At 46.8% G+C, this 15,357-nt stretch carries 14 protein-coding genes; 3 read left to right on the top strand and 11 right to left on the bottom strand.

The genetic code is table 11. From position 1 onward, the window contains the following. From HMPREF2955_RS16510 to HMPREF2955_RS06120, 3 genes are all read left to right on the top strand, one after another. Positions 1 to 264: hypothetical protein (locus HMPREF2955_RS16510; RefSeq protein ID WP_210401281.1), on the top strand; the 264-nt coding region annotated here is incomplete at its 5' end. Between the two features lie 718 nt (positions 265 to 982). Then, entirely contained in the window at positions 983 to 1,240 is a 258-nt protein-coding gene (locus HMPREF2955_RS16190) for a hypothetical protein (protein WP_070721985.1), read from the top strand. Between the two features lie 283 nt (positions 1,241 to 1,523). Continuing rightward, positions 1,524 to 1,919: a hypothetical protein gene (locus HMPREF2955_RS06120; protein ID WP_083317640.1), complete on the top strand. Its 396-nt coding sequence runs from the start codon at positions 1,524 to 1,526 to the stop codon at positions 1,917 to 1,919. Positions 1,920 to 2,041: 122 nt separating this feature from the next. Here the strand turns inward: HMPREF2955_RS06120 and HMPREF2955_RS06125 are convergent, their stop codons facing one another. The 11 genes from HMPREF2955_RS06125 to kdsA form a co-directional block, all read right to left on the bottom strand. Beyond that, on the bottom strand, positions 2,042 to 4,042 hold the full coding sequence (locus HMPREF2955_RS06125; protein WP_070721856.1) for a fructose-bisphosphatase class III: 2,001 nt from the start codon (positions 4,040 to 4,042) through the stop codon (positions 2,042 to 2,044). Then, a complete protein-coding gene (locus HMPREF2955_RS06130) occupies positions 4,043 to 5,167 on the bottom strand; it encodes a glycosyltransferase family protein (RefSeq protein ID WP_070721857.1) in 1,125 nt (374 codons plus the stop codon). 5 nt (positions 5,168 to 5,172) lie between these two features. Next, positions 5,173 to 6,351: a glycosyltransferase gene (locus HMPREF2955_RS06135; RefSeq protein ID WP_246830080.1), complete on the bottom strand. Its 1,179-nt coding sequence runs from the start codon at positions 6,349 to 6,351 to the stop codon at positions 5,173 to 5,175. A gap of 10 nt (positions 6,352 to 6,361) precedes the next feature. Beyond that, positions 6,362 to 7,525 (bottom strand): diaminopimelate decarboxylase, encoded by a 1,164-nt coding sequence (lysA, locus tag HMPREF2955_RS06140; RefSeq protein WP_070721860.1) that lies wholly within the window; start codon positions 7,523 to 7,525, stop codon positions 6,362 to 6,364. Positions 7,526 to 7,656: 131 nt separating this feature from the next. Beyond that, complete coding sequence (locus HMPREF2955_RS06145; RefSeq protein ID WP_070721862.1) at positions 7,657 to 8,976, bottom strand: aspartate kinase; 1,320 nt, start codon at positions 8,974 to 8,976, stop codon at positions 7,657 to 7,659. A 34-nt stretch (positions 8,977 to 9,010) separates the two neighbouring features. Then, positions 9,011 to 9,724 (bottom strand): cell division ATP-binding protein FtsE, encoded by a 714-nt coding sequence (locus tag HMPREF2955_RS06150; RefSeq protein ID WP_070721865.1) that lies wholly within the window; start codon positions 9,722 to 9,724, stop codon positions 9,011 to 9,013. 247 nt (positions 9,725 to 9,971) lie between these two features. After that, positions 9,972 to 10,502 carry an FHA domain-containing protein gene (locus HMPREF2955_RS06155; RefSeq protein ID WP_009229408.1) on the bottom strand — a complete coding sequence of 177 codons (531 nt, stop codon included), beginning with the start codon at positions 10,500 to 10,502 and terminating at the stop codon, positions 9,972 to 9,974. Positions 10,503 to 10,546: 44 nt separating this feature from the next. After that, positions 10,547 to 11,659: an HU domain-containing protein gene (locus HMPREF2955_RS06160; protein ID WP_070721867.1), complete on the bottom strand. Its 1,113-nt coding sequence runs from the start codon at positions 11,657 to 11,659 to the stop codon at positions 10,547 to 10,549. 540 nt (positions 11,660 to 12,199) lie between these two features. Next, positions 12,200 to 13,471 (bottom strand): phospholipase D-like domain-containing protein, encoded by a 1,272-nt coding sequence (locus HMPREF2955_RS06165; protein WP_070721869.1) that lies wholly within the window; start codon positions 13,469 to 13,471, stop codon positions 12,200 to 12,202. A 25-nt stretch (positions 13,472 to 13,496) separates the two neighbouring features. Then, positions 13,497 to 14,483: a KpsF/GutQ family sugar-phosphate isomerase gene (locus tag HMPREF2955_RS06170; protein WP_070721871.1), complete on the bottom strand. Its 987-nt coding sequence runs from the start codon at positions 14,481 to 14,483 to the stop codon at positions 13,497 to 13,499. Between the two features lie 40 nt (positions 14,484 to 14,523). Continuing rightward, positions 14,524 to 15,309, bottom strand: coding sequence for a 3-deoxy-8-phosphooctulonate synthase (gene kdsA / locus HMPREF2955_RS06175; RefSeq protein WP_083317641.1), 786 nt, complete (start codon positions 15,307 to 15,309; stop codon positions 14,524 to 14,526). Positions 15,310 to 15,357 lie beyond the last annotated feature (48 nt).

Here is a 15,357-nt window from a genome sequence, read left to right on the forward strand (position 1 = left end):
CCAAAACGCACTGCGTTTTGCGGCATATTGCACTCCATTTTGCACCAAAACGCACTGCATTTTACTGCAAATAGCCCGAAAAATGGTGTAAATGCCGGTTTTGGGGAATATATATTCATTTTACCTGCATGTACAACGCCCCCCCTTTTGCATCAGAACCAACCTTCGCGAGAATCGATTTTTTGCGGCAAGATAGGCGGTTGGTGGTCGGAAAGGGCACTCAGAATGTTAAATTTCTCACTGAAAACTAGACAAAAGAAATGATGCCGCATACAAGCTCATGGTTAACGGCACAGAAAGCACGTACGCTTACGACCGCCAGTGCGAGCGGTTGCAGGGCTGCTACACATGTCCAACAGATACAACGTCATGGAAACGCAAGAATCATAAGATATTGACAGCTGGTTTTCAACTTGTAGAGAATACATTGAACGACTTCAGTCAGACCACCTTTTGAGGCATCGCTATGTTTCGCCACAGACAAATGGGGCAGAATTTCAGACTTTTCGTATCTTTGTCCAGTACTTCGTACATGAGAGGGGGCTTTGTCTTGGCTTTACTACACAAAGACAATAAACTCCCCTCAATTTATAGAAATATTAAAAGTCAAGAGAACTTCTATATCTAAAATTTGCAAATCACGTCATTATTTCGTACCTTTGGATGCGGCTTACATCTTAAACACGTTGTGGAAATAACCACTTTGCATGACACAAAACAAATCTTTGAGCGAATATTTTACGCAAAATGTTTAATTGTGGAGGAAAAAGGTAGACTTTTAAGACTTATGGAACACAATTCTGACGGAAATAAGTCGAATTTCGCTTGTGCGATAGGCGCATCTCCCCAGGCTGCATTACTCTCGGATCTGAGAACCCCGCCTATGCAGCAAGAGACATTGACTTCCGTCGCATTACAGCCCTTGCTCTCGCCAAGGTTTCAGTACGCATTAATTGAATCGTTTGATAAAAGTATATACACTATGATAGACCCCGAGAAGACCGAACTTGAAGAGTTTTTGAAAGAGTATGCCAGAGTGCGCTGCAATGCAGTGTTCTTTGTTGAGAACTATTGGAACAAACTACATTCTGACAAGCCTATCATACTCACAGATGATGAGAAACAGCAACTATATAATAAGTATAGAATGGTTCCACTGGTACAAGATTTTACAGCCTATACAAAACGCTTGGAAGAGCTGCGTGCAAAAGGCTACAAAGATTGGGAGATTGACGCATAACTATTATGCAAAAAATGTATCATATAATTATTAGGCTCTATGTTGATTTGTGTGGGTAACGGAAGCTTACGCCTCCATTGGTATAACATAACATATCCGTGGAGTTGCTTACATTCACATACCCTTTGGCCCTTCTTTTCGCTAATTGAACTTGGAGTTCAGGCTTTCCAATACCACATTAGTAACGTATCCATGACTATAAAGTTAATACGATTTGAGGACTTGACAAATCGTTACTCACACAAATCAACCTAGATCCAATTATTAACTAAATTCTATTATAATGAAAGATTTTAATTTAGATTTCCTCAGAAATGTAGTAAGCACACAGTACAATGATATGTGTGGACTGGCAGCTATAGATGGCCATGAAACTCTTATCTTCAATTTAGGAACACTATGTAAAGATGAAGGGTTTGACTTAGAAGACTACAAGATTGTTGGCCTTTCACTCAGTGATGGCGAAACAATAGGAATATATGATGTTTCTGTAGTAGTATTACTCACCAAAAAGGAAGAACATCCTAATTCTGAGGGGCAGCAGAAAGTATATAGAAAATATTTTCGCATGCCATACAAAAATCTTGGCTCATACATAAAGAGATTGAATATTGCAGTGGTACAACCTGGTATGGAAGATGAAATATCCAATCCTATTTTTGTTGATTTAGAAGATTGAAGATGATTGGTGAAGAGGGTGTATTAAAAGGTAAAACTTTGGCACAGCTTTTCACTTTTTATTAATAGCATCAGCCCCAAGCAAGACAATGCTTGCTTGGGGCAAAGTTTTTATTATTGTTCTTATTCTTGTTTCTTCCGTTCTGCCTCTTTTATTATGCCGTGTCGGTAGGCATAGAGCAGTTCTTCCAAGTCGGCCACCTGCTTGTTCAGTTCAACGCCCTTGTCGGTATCGGCCACTAGCATTCTATGCGACGACATTTCGATAATCTGCGTGGTACTCTTAATGTCCCTTCCTGTGCGAATGGCATCCATTGCACTGGCGAATGGCTCGTGCTGAACCAATTGGAAACCACGGCTATGATATACCAATGTGTAGCCTGCAATGCCCGTTTCCTTGTGATAAGCCTCAGAGAAACCACCATCAATGACCATTAGCTTGCCGTTGGCCTTTATTGGATTCTCGCCATTGGCCACGTGTACGGGCACATGCCCGTTGATGATGTGCCTATTTTCGCCCTTAACATCGAAAGCATCTAGAATGCTGTCAACCACCGCCTCGTTGTCTCGCAGCATAAAATAGTTGCCCTTTCTCTCCTTATGCGTTTCTTTTTCGGCGATGAAATAACGTTCGAAGGTGGCCATCTTCGATTTGTCGAAGAGGGGCGAGTCGGGTCCGCACCATAGATAAAGAAAATAATCAATGGCATACTCGCGTTCTTCGGGCTCGGCATCCTTTTGGTAGGCAGTGCGAACAAGCATGCCTATTTTGTGCAAAAGCTTTCGCCCCGAAAGGGTCTGCCCAGGAAACACCTCCACTTCTTTAAGTGTAGCATCATCGTTTAGCGGCACCGAGGCATGGAAAAGCAAGTTGTTGTTGTAGATGGCGTACATGCAACCATGCTGCAAAAGCAGGCGTACGTGGCGTTGCAACTTCTCGCTCACCTTGAAAGAGTGGCGCAAACGCTTGGCCAACATCTTCTCTTCGGGCGTAAGTTCCAACGGATTGTTGGGGTCTATCGTTGGGAACTCGTTGCTGATGAGTTGGTACTCCTTTCCATCGAGCGTGATAACACCTCTTGTATAGTCGATGTGGCGTAACACGACTCGGTCTGTCATTTGCCAATGGGGATGCTTTTCAAAGAGTTGTGCCTCCACCTTGAACTGTATTACGGCAATGGCCTTGTGCATAAGTGCCGTAAGCCGCATTGTTTTTTCATCGAGTTTCATCGACTCGCCACTGCTCTTCGGAATGAATTCCTTGCATGCGGTGTCGCCATAAGTCTCCATTGCAAAAGTGGCAAGCGGCACAAGGTTGATGCCGTAGCCTTCTTCGAGCGTGGTGAGGTTGGCATAGCGTAACGACAGACGTATCACATTGCAGATACATGCCACGTTGCCGGCAGCCGCTCCCATCCAAAGCATATCGTGATTGCCCCACTGTATGTCCCAGCTGTGGTAGCGTTCCATCGTATCCATAATGACATGCGCCCCTGGACCGCGATCGTATATGTCGCCAAGTATGTGTAGCTGGTCGATGGCCAAACGCTGAATAACGTTGCAAATGGCCACAATAAAGTCGTCGGCACGTCCTGTGCTGATAATTGTTTCAATAATAACGTTTACATAAGCCGCCTTGTTCGAGTCGTCAACACGTTCGTGCAACAACTCTTGTATAATATACTTAAAGTCGGTTGGCAGTGATTTGCGTACCTTCGACCGTGTGTACTTACTCGAAACGTCTCTGCATACGCTCACAAGTTGGTGAATGGTGATGTGATACCAGTCGTTAATGTCGGTTTCGCTCTCCTTAACTAGTTCCAGTTTTTGTTCAGGATAGTATATCAGCGTGCACAGTTCGCGTTTCTCGGCCTCGCGCAACGTGGTTCCAAAAATCTCGTTCACCTTGCGTTTGATGTTTCCCGACGCGTTTTTCAGCACATGCTGAAAGGCCTCGTACTCGCCATGCAGATCGGCCAAGAAGTGCTCTGTGCCCTTGGGCAGGTTAAGTATGGCCTGCAAGTTGATAATCTCTGTGCTGGCCTCGGCCACAGTTGGGAACGATTGCGCCAAGAGTGTAAGGTAGCGCAAGTCGCGTTCTATTTCATATTTCTTCTTTTTCATCTAATTGTAAACCTTTGTTATCTTGTTCGTTAAGCTTTTTGTTTGTTTGTCGTCGAGCGGAAGAATGGGCATGAATCCTTCGGGCAGTTTGAATAAATGGTGCATAACGCTCTCCACCCGTCTGAAAAAAAGCAACAGCTTAACCTTGTTTAGTGCTTGTACAAGGGCCTGTTCGTCGTAATCGGTGAGCCTTAAATTGGCGTAAAGCGTTGCCAACAATTGCAGGTGTGCCGTGTCTTTGGGCAGGGCATCGTACAAAGTGCGCACAATTTCGACGATACCATCGACCGTGGAATTGTCGTCTGGGTTGTCCGTTTCCTCTTGTTGTTCGTCCTCGGCATCTTGCTCTTCGCCTTCGGCCAGGTTGTCGTCTTCGGGAATGGGGTCGAAACAGAAAGTCTCGAACTTAGAAAGGTCGGTCGAAGGCGTTTCGGTTTGCAGCCTTTCCAGTCCTTTTCTCACCAAGTCGAGCACGCGTTCTTGTGCGGCATACATCAATACGTACCGCCATTGGGGCGTTGTAAGCGCATCGATGGTTTCGAGGCGCAAGTCCATAGCGGCGAACATTTCGGCATCTATGCCGGCAAGCACCAACGCACCCACTAGTTCGAGGTCGGCCGCGGTGAGCATCGTGGCAGGCCATGTGTTGAGCGTTTTATGATAAAGGCGTACAAACTGGGCAGCCATGTCCGCAGTGTCAATGGCTCCGCTGATACGTGGATTGTCTATACGCACGATGTTTGCAGTGGCGTTTAGGCTTTTTAGCGTGTCGCGTTCGAACTGTCCGCAAGCGTGAACCACCTCTACCCTACTCAACATTCGTTGCACTGGGATGTTGAGCAGCATGCGTTTTACTTTCAGAAGGTTGCGTATTCGCCAGGGGTTAAGTTCGCCAAAGGGCGACAACACCACGGGCGTATGCGTGCGTAATGCCATGTTGTATAGGCGTAGTGCCTTGGCATCCCAGCAACCAAAGATATGAAATAGGGAGAAATCGTGTCGCCACAGGGGCGCATCGTATGTTATTTCAATGTCGGGGTTGGTATCTAAAAGGGCAAAAAGCGTTGTCAGATATTGCCTGTCAACATCTGATACACCTTTTGATATGTACACCAACACGTTCATCTAATTTAGAGTTTATGGCTTGTAAATTCGTATTTGTCGGCCTTCATGTATTTTAGATACGACCGCATCTTGCGCCAAGGCACCATCAATTCAAACCCTATTACGCGCCACGCAGGTATGCAAGCCTTGAATATCTTAATGGCTCTGTGGGCAAAAAGTATGCGCAACACGATGGTGAGCAACAGATTGGCCGATGCCAATGACACGATGAACCACCTTTCCTCTATCAATCCGTAGGCCAAACAAATGGCGGCAACGATGTAGTTGAGGTAAAGCATGATGTTGTCTAGGTTGAACAAGAACCTAATGACCCCTCCCCTTTGCAGGCTTTTGCGCGTTTCCCAAAAGAAAAGTTGCAGCGTGCGCCACTCTTTTAGCGTGGGAGCCTTGGTCTGCGTATGCGCATCGGAATGCAATGCCACGGCGGCAGCACCTTCATCGCCAAACTTATTCACTAAGAAATCGTACTCGCCGCGCAACAGATTGAGGTTTCCAGAAAAGCCGTCGCGTTTCATAAAGTCGTCTTTTCTTATGGCCACCACTCCACCTGCGTGGCAATAAGGCTTACCTTTGATGGTTCGGGTGAGTATGTAAAAGCTAGACCTAAACTGCTGCATGCGCCAAGAGGTCTTGGCATCGGTGTCGAGCGCGGTGTAACCCACAACTAGGCGCTTGTCGTCTGTGAGACTTTGGGTAAACGCGGCGAGCCATTTGCAAGACGTTGGCACACATGTGGGTTCCATGATAACTACCCAATCGGTTTCGGCTGCCTTTACGCCAATGGTTAACGTTAGTTTCTTGCGGCTCATGTAGCGCGAAGAATTGGGCACAAAGGTGCAATATAAGTGTTTGTCTCCTTTGTGTTCGGCCGACAACCGCTCTACTAGCGCATTGCCTTTGTCGGCAACCAATATCACGCGGAAAGGCGCGGCGTATTCTTGTTGCAGCACCGTTTCTACCATAGTAGCCAGTTCGGGGGCATCTTCCAATATGGGTATGACAATTGATACGGGTGTGGCAGAGGCATCGGTAACGTCCACTTCGATTTCAGCATTCGCCAAAGCCAACTTCTTCAAGCGCCTGCCCCGCAAGAAAGGATTGCAGAACAGGGAGATGAAAAACAGCATAATTAACGATACACAGCAGACTATCGTTATTGCATCAATATATAAGGTTAAAACCATAAGGCTTGTTTTAAATGTTTAAATCGTTACTAAAATAACTCTTGGGTAGCTGACGGCAATTGTATTGCGATGCCATCGCCTCGCCATAAGCACCTGCCGAACATATCGCCACTAAGTGGCCACGATGACTTGTAGGCAAAACAACATCGCTGCCGAACACGTCGCTCGACTCGCAAACGGGGCCTACCACATCATACACTTCGCTTGGAGCTGATGGGTTGGACAGGTTTAGGATTTGATGCCGTGCATGGTAAAGGGCCGGACGGAGCAAATCGTTCATTCCTGCATCGAGGATGAGGAAACGTTTGTTTAGTCCTTGCTTGACGTAGAGCACTCGCGAAACCAACCAACCACATTGCCCAACCAACGCCCTACCTAACTCGAAATGTACCTTTTGTTTCTCATTAAGCTGCAAATGCCGGGCATAGGTGTCGAAATAGGCTTTAAAGTCGGGTATGGCATGCGTGTCGGGATTGTCGTAGTCTATCCCTAACCCACCGCCCACGTTTATGTGTTCGGGTTCGATGCCATGCTGTTTCAAAAGGTTCAACAAGCTGTTCACACTCGTACAGACTTCGCGAAAGTCGTTCATGTCTACAATCTGCGACCCAATGTGGAAGTGCAGACCGATAAAGCGAATGCGTTTCAATACTTGCAACCTCTCGATGGTTGGCCAAACATGGTCTATGGGAATGCCAAACTTGTTCTCGGCCAAACCCGTTGTTATCTTCGCATGCGTGTGGGCAGCCACATTGGGGTTGACACGCAGGCACACATCGCCCGTTCGGTTCAGTTCGTTGCAAAGTTGCTCAATAACTTCTAGTTCTTCAATGCTTTCCACATTAAAGCAGAAAATGCCGTTTTCCAAGGCCAGCTTTATTTCCCAGTCGTTCTTACCCACACCTGCAAATACAATGCTGTCGCCCTTAAAGCCAGCACGCAAAGCCGCCTCTATTTCGCCACCGCTTACACAATCCACTCCCAAACCAGCCGCTTTCATCGTCTGCAAAATGCGTTTGTTGGCGTTGGCCTTCACTGCATAATGCACGATAAAGTTTGGATGTTGGGCCAATTGTTCGTTCAGTGCATCGAGCGTGGCGCGCAACATGCCTTCATCGTAATAGTAAAAAGGTGTTGTCAGGTGCTTAAATGCGTGTGTAGGTAAACTAATCATTGTTAATGAAATTACAACCAAGAGTGTTATACAATTGTGTGCAGGGTGCAACCAGATGCAACGCGCGGTGCCTAAATAACAGTCAGCGGCCTGCCTCACAAGGACTCGTGCTGGCGCCGCAGCTCACATTGTTAGGAATTGAAAAGCTTGTGGCTAAGGCTTTGCAGCGCCCTTTGCTTGTCTTCTTCTTTGATTAGGAAGGAGATGTTGTAGTTAGAACCACCATACGAAATCATCCTTACAGGGATGTTTTTCATCGCATCGGTCACCAATGTTTCAAATCCAACGTTGTTCCAATCAAGGTCGCCTACCACACAAACGATACACATATCCGTGTCTACGGTAACTGTGCCATACTTTTTAAGTTCGTCGACGATTTCTTCAAGATGCGAGTCGTTGTCGATACTCATCGAGACGCCCACCTCGGAAGTTACAATCATGTCGATGGGCGTTTGGTAACTCTCGAATATTTCGAACACCTTGCGCAAGAAACCCGTGGCAAGCAACATGCGACTAGACTTTATCTTGATGGCCGTTATCTTGTCTTTGGCGGCAATGGCCTTTATTTTGTTGTGCAATACCTCGTTGTTGATGATGGTTCCCTCGGCATCTGGGTCCAAGGTATTCTTCAATCGCACGGGGATACCTGCGTACTTGGCAGGCTGCACGCATGTGGGGTGCAATATCTTCGCACCAAAGTAGGCCAACTCGGCAGCCTCTTCAAAGTTCAGTTGCCTAACGGCCTCGGTCTTATCTACCACACGGGGGTCGTTGTTGTGCATGCCGTCGATGTCTGTCCAAATCTGAATTTCATCGGCAGGCAGTACCGCACCCACTAGTGAGGCCGTGTAATCAGAACCTCCACGCAAGAGGTTATCTGTTTCGCCATACGCGTTCTTGCAAATAAATCCCTGCGTGATGTATATCTGATAGCCCTGGTTCTCTTCCATCAGTCGGGCAAGATTTTCTCTGATGAAAGCCATATCGGGTTCGTTGTTCTTGTCTGTCCGCATGAAATCCAAGGCATCAAGCAACACTGCCTTAACGCCAGTTTCCTGCAAATAGCTAACCATCATGTTGGTGCTTATCACTTCGCCTTGCGCCACAATGGTCTTTTCTTCAAAGCTAGTGAAGAGATCTTTGGTGAACGAACGAAGGTAATTAAACTCATCAACAAGGAAAGCGCGCAACTTTTCCCTGTGTTGAGGGTCTGCAAGCAGTTCGTCAACATGCTTTACATATTGCTTTTCCAGGTTGTTTATCACCTCGTTGGCCCCTTCGGGGTTTTTCTTATAAAGGTAATCGGCCACTTCCACAAGCGAATTTGTGGTGCCCGACATGGCCGAGAGCACCACAAACGTGGGTTCGCCCGATGCCGTTATGAGCGACGCCACGTTCTTCATGCGGTCGGGGGAGCCAACGGAAGTGCCTCCAAATTTCATCACTTTCATACCCAATGTAAGCTAAAAGTAAGTGTAACTATGTTTAAATGTCGTCTTCTTCGGTGAGGTCTATCTTACTGTACTCGTCGGTAACCTCTTTTATTTTGCCGTCTCCGCAACGGTACACAATGCCTGGATACTTACTCAGCATCGACAAATTGTGGGTAGACATCACCACGGCCGTGCCGCTTTGTGTGATGTCGCGCAACAAGGCAACGATGTTAGTGGCCGTGTCGAGGTCGAGGTTGCCCGTTGGTTCGTCGGCAATAATCACTTTCGGGTTATTCAAGATGGCACGTGCAATGGCGATACGCTGCTGCTCTCCACCCGATAGTTCGTAAGGCATGTTGTGTTTCTTGTCGCTCATCCCCACGTCGGCCAGAACCTTCTCGATACGTTCAGCACGCTCGCCCTTGTCTTTCCACCCCGTAGATTTAAGCACGAACTGCAAGTTTTCCCACACACTTCGGTCGTGAAGTAGTTGAAAGTCTTGGAATATCACGCCTAACTCTTTCCTCAGTGCAGGAACTTCTCGCCTGCGCAAGGTTTTTAAATTGCGCCCCAACACCTCTGCCGTGTCGGCGTCTTCTTCGTCAATGTCCAGCTCGCAGTAGATGGTTTTGAGAAAAGAACTCTTACCAGTCCCCACCTTTCCTATAATGTAGATGAACTCGCCTTCGTCTACATGAAAATCAACGCCGCGTAACACTTCGCGGTCGTCTTGGTAAACATTTACGTTTTTATATTCTATAAGCATTGGCCATCTTGTTTGTTATGAAATACAATAGCCCGCGCCAATTACAGCTTGCACGGTACAAGTTGTGCAAAGTTAGTGATTTTATTGCGATAAGTTCAACAAAATCGAAATAAAATGGGAGTTATTATCGCGTGTTCTGCAATTTGTTTGCATGTACGCACGTGCGCTTTACTTTTCTTCACATTATTTGTTTAGAAGAGAACTAGCCTGAAACATAAAATAACGAGCACAAAAAAAGAGGACTGAATCAGTCCTCTTCGTCTAGTGTTCGCAAGATAATGCTTGTTGCGCCGATGGTGAACAGCGAACCGTTTTCCAGCAAACGACGCTCTCGGTCGCCCAATATCTCATTGTCAACGAATGTCCCCGTGTAGCTTGGACCATCGCTTAACACATATTTCAAGCGTCCACGTTTATCTCTACTCACCTCAATAGCGCAGTGATTCATGTCGATGCTTGGGTCGTTTGTTTCTATGGGGCAGTTTATTCCGCTATTCTTCATGTATCGTCCAATAACGTTTCTACCCATACGGAGGGGCAAAACCTGCTTATAATGAAACACGTTCTCGATAACGGTTAACGTGCCGCAGTGGTCTTTGCAGTCTAGTTCGTCGGCGTTTGTTTCCTTTTGACGGTTATGTAACTTTGAAACGCCAATGCGTATGCCGAACTCCTTACCACAATCTGGGCATTGAAAAAAGAGCGATTGCCCTTCTTGGTAACGTGTTTCGTCGAAAGTTATGTAATTGTCGCACTTCGGACATCTTACTCTCTTCATGTTTTGCTAGTGTGTTTAATTCTACCATGTAAGATGCTTATACATCAACGAACGTCGCTGCGCATCACCCAACAATCCTTAAATTCGGCCTTGCCATGCAATTTTCCAAAAGCCAAATAAGCTTCGTTCTTTGTTTCGTAACGGCCATAAGTAACTTTCACGTCCTTATCATCAACCAACACTTCGGTCTTATCGTAGCCCTTATCCTTCAACATTTGGGCATAACGATTGGCGTTGCGTTTTGTTATTTTGCTAGCCAGCACCAAACAATAAAACGTCTGGTTGGCGTGTTTGGCCTCGGTTGGTTTGGTCTGTTCGCACTTTGGTGCCGTTTGTTTAGCAACAGAAGGAGCAGGCGCCTTTATCTCGGCTATGCTCTCTGTGCCCTTTATCATCTCTTTGGGCATCACAGATGTAAGCAGACCCGTATCTACTACGCTATGCGACACAGTGCTCATTTCGCCCTCGGTGACGGTAGAGGGGAAAAGCAAGAAAGCAACGACAGCCACACAAACGGCAACTGCGTTTCGAACCCAAGCAACGGGAATGATAAGGTCGTTATTGCTGGTTGCGTCATCATTATCCTCTTCAGCATCGCTGTTGGAAAGCGACTTAGCCGCTTCGTCCATTTCTAACAGAATGGGCTTAGACTCGCGTTGTTGAACTCTTGCCGTTTCGATTTCTTGCACATTGCCGACTGATTCTACAGCAGGAACTTCGCTGAAAGCATCCTGAACAGAAAGACGAACAATATCAATGGAACCCAACCCATAAAGCGTTGGCGTGAGGATGCCCGACTCGCAAGGTTCAAAAGTGTACGTGCCATTATCTGCATAATAAAGCACTCCAAGGTCGTTCAATTCGTAATACCCCTCGTTGTGCAAGTGCTGCCGCATCTCTTCAACCTCGCTCGCAATACGCGTCAAGGCCTCAGGATAGCTCAAATCGTAGGCCTCAACATACGATTGTGCAAGCAAAGAATCGTTCAAACGGAGTTGGCGATTGAACCCAAGCGTCCTCGTCGGCGGCAGAAACGTATGGTCGCCGTCGTCGTACCTAGCCTCAACATGGTGCGCCATAAATCCCCCAAAGTCGGGAATGATGACGCAGTCGTTATCCAGCAGTAAGATTTCGATATGTCTATGTAGTTCAATCACGAATGCAAAGTTACGATTTTTCCCCCATAGTTCAAACGTATAAAGTTATTTTTTGGATAATATTTTACTGAAATATAATGATAATTTAACTCTATTACATCCAACAATCTGTAAACGAATTTCGCTAAGCTTTACGCTAACCGCTCACAACCAAGCATCTACCACGATTTGCAACCAACTCCACATCCATAACATTAAGCAACGCGCCCTACTTCGTTCTCTCTATATTTATGCACACCTCATTAAGAGAAGACTGCGATATGTCGGTAAAACCAGCCACAATAAAGGACTTTTCAGCAAACAACATACATATCACAACAGGTACTCCACATAGATATTCATCCAGTTATTTAAATGCTTACCTTTTATATTCTACCCTCCATTCAAACAAGAGCCCCTCTTACCTAACACTTCCAAAATTGATACAAAGACACTAAACACCGCTAAACGTGCGTAAACATTTATTACCATATAATATAGTGTGCGATGACAAGAAATAACAAATCGCGCTAAGACCTGCTACTGATGTAATGAACAGTGCTATAACCACGGAGCCAACAAGTGTGCAAACCAGCCAACGAACTTCTGCCAAGGGGTTCTGAACTTGTTCCACGATTCGGGCGTCAGCTTAAAGCAGTCGGACTTATCCTTATCAAACAAGTCAGACAGCTGTTGCGTTGTCTCCTTATCCACAATAACGGCATTCTCTTCGTAATCAAAACGCAGGCTACGCGCATTAAGGTTGGCACTGCCCACAGTACAAAACTTACCATCAACCATAATCACCTTGGTATGATGAAAGCCCGGCTCGTACATCCAAACCGTTACGCCGCGTTTCATTAGCTTATGAACATTGTAGAAAACGCAATCGGGCGTTAAAGGAATATCACTGTGGGTAGATACCATTATTTCTACTTTCACTCCACGCTTAACCGCGTTGCGTAAAGCTTTCTTCAACGCCCTATTCAACGTGAGGTAAGGGTTGATGAGCTTAATGCTATCCTGGCTATCATTGATTGCCTTAGTATAAAAACTACGGATAATCTTATTTGATATGCGTGGTTCGCGGTTTATGATGCCCACCATCTTCTTTCCTGCCGATTGACAAGTGTCGGGCTTTAAGTTGTCAAAGTACCCAAGGTTATCGTTTCCGCGGTAATATTCTACCCCATGCACGTTCTGTTTGGCCACCTTATTCCACATTTTCAAGAAGATAGCCTGCAAGGTATTCACCTCCTGCCCCTCAATTCGGCAGTGCATATCGCGCCAACTCCCCACCACTTCTGTGCCCTTGATGTAATAGTCGGCCACATTCATGCCGCCAGTATAGGCCACATTGCCGTCTACGACAACAATTTTGCGGTGGTCGCGATGGAAAACATGGTTCACCCAGGGAAACTGAACAGGGTCGAACTCAAAGATTTCGATGCCCCTTTCGCGCAGGGTGCGCAGGTGTTTCTTCTTCAATGGGCGGTTGTTCGAGTCGTTTCCAAATCCGTCGAACAAGGCGCGTACCTGCACACCTTCGCTTGCCTTCTCTTCAAGCAGCTCGAAAAGGCGGTCGGCAATGGAGTCGTTTCTAAAATTGAAATATTCTAAATGTACGCTATGTCGCGCCCTAGATATGGCCGAAAACATGTCGTCGAACTTCTCTTGACCCGTGGTGAGCAGCACCACCGAGTTGTTATGGGAGAACTTAACCCCCTCGTCGCGCATCTGTTGCACGATAAGCGAGTCGCTGCCTTGCGCAAAGGCAGCCAACGATATGAGGAGCAATAAAAGGAGTGAGCGTATTCTCGATGGTTCAATCATAATTCGTTAAGTGTTGCAGAGAGCCTTACAGCATGCAGCGGTAATGGTCTACAATGCCAACAAGCCTTTCATTTTCGTCTGCCACGAGTACCGTGTGTATTTTGTATTTCTGCATTATCTGTTGTATATCGGCAATCCTTGTCGTTGGCAACACAATCTTAGGATTGGTGGTCATGATGTCGTTAACCGTCTTGTTAAAGAACTCGGCCTGCCATTTTTCCATCGCCCTACGAATGTCGCCGTCGGTAATCAATCCAACAATCTTGCCGTCTTCTACCGACACTCCAAGCCCCAGCTTGCCTTTGCTCACCTGTATGATGGCATCGCCAAGGTGCATTTGGCGTGGAATAACGGGCAAATCGTCTACCCGCATCACGTCGGCCGCTGTGGTAAGCAATCGTTTTCCCAGCTCGCCACCAGGATGAAACCTCGCGAAATCTGTGGGTTTGAAGTTGCGCACCTGCATCAATGCCACCGCCAAGGCATCGCCCATAGCCAATGCTGCCGTGGTACTGCTTGTGGGCGCAAGGTTCAGGGGGCACGCCTCCTTGTCTACCCTCACCGTAATATGGGCCACGCTGTATTTGGCCAGCAACGAATGGGGGTTTCGACTCATGCCAATGAGCGGCACATCACGATGCAATATGGCGGGAATAAAGCGCAACAACTCGTCGGTTTGCCCCGAATTGCTCAGTGCCAGCACCACATCATCGGCCGTCATCACGCCTAAGTCGCCGTGATATACGTCCAACGGATTAATAAAAAAGGCAGGGGTGCCCGTACTAGAAAGCGTTGCGGCAATCTTTGCACCGATGTTTCCGCTTTTTCCTACGCCCGTTACAATGACCTTACCCTTGCAGTTGAACATCATTTCCACAGCCTTGTCGAAATGATGGTCTAGTTGCGGAATAAGGTCGAGCAGTGCTTGCGCCTCGTCTTTCAGGCATTGCGTGGCGTATGCCCTCACATTGTTAAGCCTGTTTTCTGTCGAATCTGTTGCCAATGTAGACATAAGTGTTTCTTCTCCGTATATGTTCTCGATGAACGTATTTTTATATTAGGTTCGCAATCAAGCTTTCAAGCTTGTCTAGTTCAAGCATGTTGGGGCCGTCGCTCAAACCTTTGTCGGGATTGGGGTGCACCTCAAAGAAGTAGCCTGTTGCGCCAAAAGCTTTTGCAGCAAGGGCCATCGACGGCACAAATCGGCGGTCGCCACCTGTTTTTCCACCCATAGCCCCAGGCCGTTGCACGCTGTGCGTACAGTCCATGATAACCGTTGGAACGATTTCTTTCATGTCGGGGATGTTCCGAAAATCCACAACAAGGTTGTTATAGCCAAAGGTATTGCCGCGTTCGGTGAGCCACACCTCGGCTGCGCCAGCCTCTTTTGCCTTTTCCACGGGATATTTCATGTCGGGCCCGCTCAAAAACTGGGCCTTCTTTATGTTCACAACCTTACCCGTTTTGGCAGCGGCCACCAGCAAATCTGTTTGTCTACACAAAAAAGCAGGTATTTGCAACACGTCTACCACCTGCCCCACAGCCTCTGCTTGATAGCTTTCGTGAATGTCGGTAAGCAACTTCAATCCGTATTTGGATTTCACATTAGCCAACATTTCGAGTCCCCTTTCTAGTCCAGGACCGCGAAAAGAGCTGATTGACGTTCGGTTAGCCTTGTCGAAAGAGGCTTTGAAGATAATGTCAACCTCCAACTTTTGGTTTATCTCCACCAGCTTTTCTGCAACCGTGTACAACAGTTCTTGGCTTTCTATTACGCAAGGCCCAGCGATAAATGTTGTTTTCATACTTCGTCCAATCAATGGCTTTCGCCCGTGCATCCGCGTTCTTGTCGCGGAGAATGCGTCACGGACTTAACTGTGAGTTAT

It is taken from the genome of Prevotella sp. HMSC073D09, assembly GCF_001814145.1.
GTDB classification, from domain to species: Bacteria; Bacteroidota; Bacteroidia; order Bacteroidales; family Bacteroidaceae; genus Prevotella; species Prevotella conceptionensis.

Excerpts from the sequence above, each read along its gene's own strand:
- HMPREF2955_RS16190 (WP_070721985.1), top strand. The coding sequence starts at position 983 with ATGATAGACCCCGAGAAGACCGAACTTGAAGAGTTTTTGAAAGAGTAT.
- HMPREF2955_RS06120 (WP_083317640.1), top strand. The coding sequence starts at position 1,524 with ATGAAAGATTTTAATTTAGATTTCCTCAGAAATGTAGTAAGCACACAG.
- HMPREF2955_RS06125 (WP_070721856.1), bottom strand. The coding sequence starts at position 4,042 with ATGAAAAAGAAGAAATATGAAATAGAACGCGACTTGCGCTACCTTACA.
- HMPREF2955_RS06130 (WP_070721857.1), bottom strand. The coding sequence starts at position 5,167 with ATGAACGTGTTGGTGTACATATCAAAAGGTGTATCAGATGTTGACAGG.
- HMPREF2955_RS06135 (WP_246830080.1), bottom strand. The coding sequence starts at position 6,351 with ATGGTTTTAACCTTATATATTGATGCAATAACGATAGTCTGCTGTGTA.
- lysA (WP_070721860.1), bottom strand. The coding sequence starts at position 7,525 with ATGATTAGTTTACCTACACACGCATTTAAGCACCTGACAACACCTTTT.
- HMPREF2955_RS06145 (WP_070721862.1), bottom strand. The coding sequence starts at position 8,976 with ATGAAAGTGATGAAATTTGGAGGCACTTCCGTTGGCTCCCCCGACCGC.
- HMPREF2955_RS06150 (WP_070721865.1), bottom strand. The coding sequence starts at position 9,724 with ATGCTTATAGAATATAAAAACGTAAATGTTTACCAAGACGACCGCGAA.
- HMPREF2955_RS06155 (WP_009229408.1), bottom strand. The coding sequence starts at position 10,502 with ATGAAGAGAGTAAGATGTCCGAAGTGCGACAATTACATAACTTTCGAC.
- HMPREF2955_RS06165 (WP_070721869.1), bottom strand. The coding sequence starts at position 13,471 with ATGATTGAACCATCGAGAATACGCTCACTCCTTTTATTGCTCCTCATA.
- HMPREF2955_RS06170 (WP_070721871.1), bottom strand. The coding sequence starts at position 14,483 with ATGTCTACATTGGCAACAGATTCGACAGAAAACAGGCTTAACAATGTG.
- kdsA (WP_083317641.1), bottom strand. The coding sequence starts at position 15,309 with ATGCACGGGCGAAAGCCATTGATTGGACGAAGTATGAAAACAACATTT.